The following is a 6744-nucleotide window of genomic DNA, read 5'->3' as shown; positions in this document are numbered from 1 at the left end:
CTTTAAGAAAGTAAGATCCCTGAGAGATGATCAGGTAGATAGGTCAGGAGTGGAAGTACAGTGATGTATGGAGCGGACTGATACTAATCGATCGAGGACTTAACCAAAATAAAATGAAAAACTCGGAGAGTTTCTTACTGATACTTCAAATCCAGTTTTGAGTGAACAAGATTTACTCAAACATAGATAACACCAAGTGTGGTGGCGATGGCGAGAAGGATACACCTGTAACCATGCCGAACACAGAAGTTAAGCTTCTTAGCGCCGATTGTAGTGAGGGGTTGCCCCTTGTGAGAGTAGGACGCCGCCACGCTTTGTTATCTTTGGAGGTTTAGCTCAGCTGGGAGAGCATCTGCCTTACAAGCAGAGGGTCAGCGGTTCGATCCCGTTAACCTCCATATGAGCCGTTAGCTCAGTTGGTAGAGCATCTGACTTTTAATCAGAGGGTCACAGGTTCGAGCCCTGTACGGCTCATATTTTTGCGGGTGTGGCGGAATTGGCAGACGCACTAGATTTAGGATCTAGCGCCTTACGGCGTGGGGGTTCAAGTCCCTTCACCCGCATCATATGATTGTTTCTATTTTTTTACGCCGGCTTAGCTCAGTTGGTAGAGCATCTGATTTGTAATCAGAGGGTCGAGGGTTCAAGTCCTTTAGCCGGCATCGTAAATACGCGGAAATAGCTCAGTGGTAGAGCACCACCTTGCCAAGGTGGGGGTCGCGGGTTCGAACCCCGTTTTCCGCTTTGCCAATGTACTACGCGCCGGGGTGGCGGAACTGGCAGACGCACAGGACTTAAAATCCTGCGGTGAGTGATCACCGTACCGGTTCGATTCCGGTCCTCGGCATTACAAATATGCGCCCATAGCTCAATTGGATAGAGTGTTTGACTACGGATCAAAAGGTTAGGGGTTCGACTCCTCTTGGGCGCGTAGTCTTTTTATTTTTTCGGGAAGTAGCTCAGCTTGGTAGAGCACTTGGTTTGGGACCAAGGGGTCGCAGGTTCGAATCCTGTCTTCCCGATTTTTTTTATTTGTTGCAAAGTTATACGTTCTATTGTATGATTATTTTTAATTAATTGAATATGCGCCCATAGCTCAATTGGATAGAGTGTTTGACTACGGATCAAAAGGTTAGGGGTTCGACTCCTCTTGGGCGCGTTGGAAAAACTGGGACTTCATTGAATTCCTAGTTTTTTTTATTTACATAAAAAAATTGTCGCTTATCGTTATTCTTCGAATCAAATATCTAACAAGCGTTCTCCTTTCATTCTACCTGTAAATTCGCTATAATTAAGGTCAATATTAGTCAAAGGAATGAGTGGGATGGCACAACAAAATACTTCGGATCTAATTGAATCATATATAAAAAAGATCCTGGAAAAAAACGAGATGATCGAGCTTCGAAGGATTGAATTGGCAGATCTATTTAACTGCGTTCCTTCACAAATCAATTATGTGATCAATACACGCTTTACGATTCAACGTGGCTATTTGGTTGAGAGTAAACGTGGTGGTGGTGGGTATATCCGCATTGCTAAAGTGAGAATGTCGGATAAAAAACAAATGCTTGAACGAATCAACTTGCTATTTGGCGAAACAATCAATGAAAAAAATGCCTACGCCATTATTCAGAAACTATATGAAGACCAAATCATTACCAAAAAAGAGGGAAACTTGATGTTGAGTGCGATTGCTAAAAATACATTGAACATCAACGAGACAGAAGATTATACGCGTGCTCGAATTCTACGAGCCTTTTTAGAACGATTAAGCTATGAAGATGGGGAGTGAAATTTAAATGGCAGAAATATTTACAGAAAGAGCACAACGTGTGTTAGAAATTGCCCAAGAAGAAGCAAAACGCTTCAAACATCAAGCGGTAAGTTCAGAACATATATTATTGGCTTTAGTGATCGAACCCAACGGGATTGCTGGGAAAGTATTACGAGATATGAAATTGAATGAAAAAGATATTTATGAAGAAATCGAGCATTTAGTCGGTTATGGTACAGTGAAAACTTATGCAAAAGGTGTATTTCTCCCTTATTCTCCTCGAATGAAACAAATTTTTGCTTTGGCAAATAGCGAAGTAAATAAAATGGGTGCACAAAAAGTGGGGACTGAGCATATTTTACTTAGTCTACTAAAAGATGAGAGTATCATGGCTACTCGTATCATGATCAACTTAGGAATCAGTTTGAGCAAAGTTCGTCAGTCATTGAAACGTACGATGGGTACGGACACGAGTACCGGTGGTATTCGCCGTCGAAATCCACAAGAAAAGCGAGCAATGACACAAGGTACTCCTACGTTGGATTCATTAGCTAGAGACTTAACTAAGTTAGCCAAAGAAAACAGATTAGATCCAGTCGTAGGGCGTTCAAGAGAAGTCAAACGGTTGATCCAGATACTTAGTCGCCGAACAAAAAACAACCCTGTTTTAGTTGGAGAACCCGGGGTCGGTAAAACTGCGATTGCAGAAGGATTGGCTCAAAAAATCATTTTAGGTGAAGTACCTGAAGAGATGAAAGCAAAACGTCTGATGATGTTAGACATGGGGGCGTTAGTCGCTGGGACGAAGTATCGGGGAGAATTTGAAGATCGAATGAAAAAAGTCATTGATGAAATTTATCATGATGGTCAAGTTATTCTCTTTATTGATGAATTACACACATTGATTGGTGCTGGTGGCGCAGAAGGTGCCATCGATGCATCGAATATTTTGAAACCAGCGTTAGCACGTGGAGAATTACAGACGATTGGTGCGACAACATTAGACGAATACCAAAAATACATTGAAAAAGACTCGGCATTGGAGCGACGCTTTGCACGTATCCAAGTAGATGAACCGACAGCAGATGAAGCGGAAGAAATCTTACGTGGTTTACGTTCACGCTATGAGGAACATCATCATGTGGAGATCACCGATGAAGCAGTACGAGCGGCAGTCAATCTTTCTGTTCGATATATCACTTCCAGACAGTTACCAGATAAAGCGATCGACTTGATTGATGAATCGGCAGCGAAAGTTCGATTGGAACAAGCGGACGATTTGTCAGAAACGACGATACTGAAACAAGAGATCGATCAAGTGAATAAAGAAAAAGAACAGGCGATTCAAAAACAAGATTTTGAAACAGCTGCGCATTTACGTAGACAAGAAAAAAGCTTAATGAAAAAACTAGAAAAACGTTTAGCGATTGAAGCAAAACATAAAAATGGCTTTGCGGATCGGGTGACTGAAGAAGATGTAGCTACAGTTGTTTCGGAGTGGACAGGTGTACCATTGCAACAGTTAGAAAAGAAAGAAAGTCAACGATTACTGGAACTAGAAGCATTGCTTCACGAACGTGTTGTTGGACAAGATGAAGCGGTCAAAGCTGTTTCTCGTGCGATCAGACGGGCGCGTAGTGGCTTAAAAGATCCAAATCGCCCGATTGGTTCCTTTATGTTTTTAGGCCCAACAGGAGTCGGAAAAACAGAATTGGCGAAAGCATTATCAGAAGTAATGTTTGGGGAAGAGGACGCATTGATTCGTGTCGACATGTCTGAATTCATGGAGAAGTATAGTACGAGTCGTTTGATCGGTTCGCCTCCAGGCTATGTGGGTTATGATGAAGGTGGACAATTGACGGAAAAAATTCGTCAAAAACCTTACTCAGTTATCTTGCTAGATGAAGTGGAAAAAGCTCATCCAGATGTCTTCAATTTATTATTACAAGTGTTAGATGACGGTCATTTAACAGATGCTAAAGGAAGAAAAGTAGACTTTAGAAATACGATCATGATCATGACTTCTAATATTGGCGCTACTCAAATCCGTGAGGAAAAAAATGTTGGATTCAACGTCCAAGATATTACTAAAGATCATCAAGCGATGCAAAAACGGATACTTGAAGAGCTGAAGAAAGCTTTCCGCCCTGAATTCTTGAACCGTATTGATGAGACAGTCGTTTTCCATTCATTAACAAAAGATGAAGTCCATGCGATTGTTCAAATCATGAGCCAATCGATCGTCAAACGGTTGAAAGAACAAGATATCTTAGTGAAAATCACGCCAGCAGCAGTTGATGTGATTGGGAAAGTCGGTTTTGATCCAGAGTATGGTGCACGACCACTAAGACGGGCATTACAAAAAGAAGTAGAAGATCGTTTGAGCGAAGCTTTGCTTGGAGGAGAAATCCATTTAGGCGATCAAATCACTGTTGGCGCTTCGAAGGGCAAAATCACAGTGAATGTGCGTGAACCTAAGAAAATAACTGTTAAAGTATAATGACAGAGTGAGATCGCAACAGAAATAGCTAGCTCTGATAGACAAGCCAGAAACCCAAAAATCATTTGAATTTTTGGGTTTTTTGGTTTTCTAAAGGAGTTATTTCTAAATCAATGGTGAAACAATAGATAAGCCAGAAATTATTTTACAGTATCGTTACAATCAATAATAAATGTAAGAAGTATTGGAAAGTTTTCAGAGCTGTGCTACTATTATGGAGTTGTAGGAGGAGGAAATGATGATCGAAATCATAACTACTATAGAATCAATGAAACAAGCAGAAGAATTGCTTGAAGCAGGAGTGGATACCTTATATTTTGGGGAAGAACGCTTCGGTCTACGCTTACCAGCTTCTTTTACAAGAGAAGAACAACGCGAATTAGTTGCGCTGGCACATCGTTACGGTAAAAAAGTAAATATAGCTGTCAATGGGATCATTCATCCTGAAAAAATGAAAAAAGTCCCAGAGTATCTGCAATTTTTAAAAGAAATCAATGTGGACATGATCACAGTTGGTGATACTGGGATTATCTATACAATGAGAAAAAATCCAGAGTTGAGTATCCCTTATGTTTTTGATGCAGAAACATTAGTGACGAGTGCACGTCAAATCAATTTTTGGGCAAAAAAAGGGGCGATTTCTGCTGTTTTAGCACGTGAAGTGCCATTTGATGAGATGAAAGAAATGGAAAATAAGTTACAGATTCCTGTAGAAACACTTGTGTATGGAGCTACATGCATCCATCAATCGAAACGTCCACTGTTACAAAATTACTATAACTACACGCAACAGGACGAAAAAAAAGATCGTGAAAGAGGACTCTTTCTCGCTGAACCTAAAAAAGAAGATACACATTATTCGATTTATGAAGATTCACATGGTACGCATATTTTTGCGAATAATGACATCAATTTAAGTAATGAACTCCCACAGCTTTATGCCCATCATTTCCGTACCTGGAAATTAGATGGCGTTTTTACGCCTGGTGAAGCATTTGTTGAGATCACTAAATTATTTGTTGAGGCAAAAAAAGCATTATTAGCAGACACATGGACAGAAACGTTAGCACAAGAAATGACGAATAAGATCAACGGATTACATCCAACGAATCGAGGACTTGATACAGGTTTCTTTTATATTGATCCTGAATCTATCAAGTAAGGAGTATGGTGAAATAAAATGACAACAAAAAGAAAATTAAAACGTCCGGAAGTTTTAGCACCAGCCGGTACGCTTGAAAAACTAAAAACAGCTATTCATTATGGTGCAGATGCTGTGTATATTGGTGGTAATGCTTATGGGTTACGTAGTCGCGCAGGAAACTTTACCTATGAAGAAATGGCAGAAGGCGTTGCATTCGCAAAAGAACATCAAGCGAAAGTGTATGTAGCAGCAAATATGGTCACACATGAAGGAAATGATGAAGGAGCCGGTGAATTTTTCCGTAACCTGCGCGATGTGGGGATTTCCGCAGTGATCGTCTCTGATCCAGCACTTATTGAGATCTGTGCTACAGAAGCCCCTGGCTTACCTATCCATCTATCGACTCAAGCTTCTGCTACCAACTATGAAACATTGGAATTCTGGAAAGAAGAAGGCTTGGAACGTGTAGTTTTAGCTCGGGAAGTTTCGATGGAAGAAGTCGCTGAGATACGTCGACATACGGATGTAGAGATTGAAGCATTTATTCATGGAGCAATGTGTATCTCTTATTCAGGACGTTGTACATTGTCGAATCATATGTCGATGCGTGATGCCAATCGTGGAGGCTGTTCACAATCTTGTCGTTGGAAATATGAATTGTATGATTTGCCATTTGGACAAGAGAGAAACTCTTTGACAGATGCTGGCGAGATTGAAGAAGAGTTTTCGATGAGTGCGGTAGATATGTCGATGATCGAACATATTCCTGACTTGATTGAAAATGGCGTAGATAGTTTTAAGATCGAAGGTCGAATGAAGTCGATCCATTATGTATCAACTGTCGCAAATGTTTATAAAGCAGCTGTAGATAGTTATATGGAAGATCCTGAAAACTATGTTTGCAAACAAGAATGGATCGATGAGTTATGGAAAGTGGCTCAACGAGAACTAGCAACAGGATTTTATTACGATACACCTAGCGAAAACGAACAATTATTTGGTGAACGTCGTAAGATCCCTGTGTATAAATTTGTCGGAGAAGTCTTATCTTATGACGAGGAGACGAAACAAGCGACAATCCGTCAGAGAAACCTCTTTTCTGTAGGGGATGAAATCGAATTTTATGGGCCTGGATTTACTCACTTTAGTCAAATGGTTGAGGTGATGCGCAATGAAGAAGGAGAATCCATTGATCGCGCACCAAATCCTATGATGATTTTGACCATGCCAGTCACACAACCAGTTAAACCTGGAGATATGATTAGAAAAAGAAAATAATTTTTTAAGCAATCAAGCGAAATGAGCATCTCGTCAACAGAATGACTA

The 6744-nt window shown here is 40.5% G+C and carries 4 protein-coding genes, 9 tRNA genes and 2 rRNA genes (1 of these 15 running past the window's edge); all 15 read left to right on the top strand.

From position 1 onward, the window contains the following. Positions 1-107: ribosomal RNA gene (locus HZ311_RS07395) — 23S ribosomal RNA — on the top strand; it begins 2808 nt to the left of the window's first position. Between the two features lie 90 nt (positions 108-197). Next, a 5S ribosomal RNA gene (gene rrf, locus HZ311_RS07390) occupies positions 198-313 on the top strand. A 12-nt stretch (positions 314-325) separates the two neighbouring features. After that, positions 326-398: transfer RNA gene (locus tag HZ311_RS07385), tRNA-Val, on the top strand. Between the two features lie 3 nt (positions 399-401). After that, positions 402-474 (top strand) — tRNA-Lys (locus tag HZ311_RS07380). A gap of 7 nt (positions 475-481) precedes the next feature. Further along, positions 482-563, top strand: a tRNA-Leu gene (locus tag HZ311_RS07375). Positions 564-589: 26 nt separating this feature from the next. Next, a tRNA-Thr gene (locus HZ311_RS07370) sits at positions 590-662 on the top strand. A gap of 10 nt (positions 663-672) precedes the next feature. Then, positions 673-744, top strand: a tRNA-Gly gene (locus HZ311_RS07365). A gap of 17 nt (positions 745-761) precedes the next feature. Then, a tRNA-Leu gene (locus HZ311_RS07360) sits at positions 762-847 on the top strand. 10 nt (positions 848-857) lie between these two features. Further along, positions 858-931: transfer RNA gene (locus tag HZ311_RS07355), tRNA-Arg, on the top strand. 17 nt (positions 932-948) lie between these two features. Beyond that, a tRNA-Pro gene (locus HZ311_RS07350) sits at positions 949-1022 on the top strand. Between the two features lie 63 nt (positions 1023-1085). Next, positions 1086-1159, top strand: a tRNA-Arg gene (locus HZ311_RS07345). A gap of 165 nt (positions 1160-1324) precedes the next feature. After that, the gene (locus tag HZ311_RS07340; RefSeq protein ID WP_010733901.1) at positions 1325-1792 is read left to right on the top strand and encodes a CtsR family transcriptional regulator; all 468 of its coding nucleotides are present in this window, start codon (positions 1325-1327) and stop codon (positions 1790-1792) included. Positions 1793-1799: 7 nt separating this feature from the next. Further along, on the top strand, positions 1800-4274 hold the full coding sequence (locus HZ311_RS07335) for an ATP-dependent Clp protease ATP-binding subunit (RefSeq protein ID WP_010733902.1): 2475 nt from the start codon (positions 1800-1802) through the stop codon (positions 4272-4274). A gap of 238 nt (positions 4275-4512) precedes the next feature. After that, positions 4513-5436 carry a peptidase U32 family protein gene (locus HZ311_RS07330; RefSeq protein WP_023520583.1) on the top strand — a complete coding sequence of 308 codons (924 nt, stop codon included), beginning with the start codon at positions 4513-4515 and terminating at the stop codon, positions 5434-5436. An 18-nt stretch (positions 5437-5454) separates the two neighbouring features. Continuing rightward, on the top strand, positions 5455-6696 hold the full coding sequence (locus tag HZ311_RS07325) for a peptidase U32 family protein (protein ID WP_023520582.1): 1242 nt from the start codon (positions 5455-5457) through the stop codon (positions 6694-6696). Positions 6697-6744 lie beyond the last annotated feature (48 nt).

The organism is Enterococcus mundtii (assembly GCF_013394305.1).
Taxonomy (GTDB): domain Bacteria; phylum Bacillota; class Bacilli; order Lactobacillales; family Enterococcaceae; genus Enterococcus_B; species Enterococcus_B pernyi.
This window is presented reverse-complemented; position numbering and strand designations above follow the sequence as displayed.

Excerpts from the sequence above, each read along its gene's own strand:
- HZ311_RS07340 (WP_010733901.1), top strand. The coding sequence starts at position 1,325 with ATGGCACAACAAAATACTTCGGATCTAATTGAATCATATATAAAAAAG.
- HZ311_RS07335 (WP_010733902.1), top strand. The coding sequence starts at position 1,800 with ATGGCAGAAATATTTACAGAAAGAGCACAACGTGTGTTAGAAATTGCC.
- HZ311_RS07330 (WP_023520583.1), top strand. The coding sequence starts at position 4,513 with ATGATCGAAATCATAACTACTATAGAATCAATGAAACAAGCAGAAGAA.
- HZ311_RS07325 (WP_023520582.1), top strand. The coding sequence starts at position 5,455 with ATGACAACAAAAAGAAAATTAAAACGTCCGGAAGTTTTAGCACCAGCC.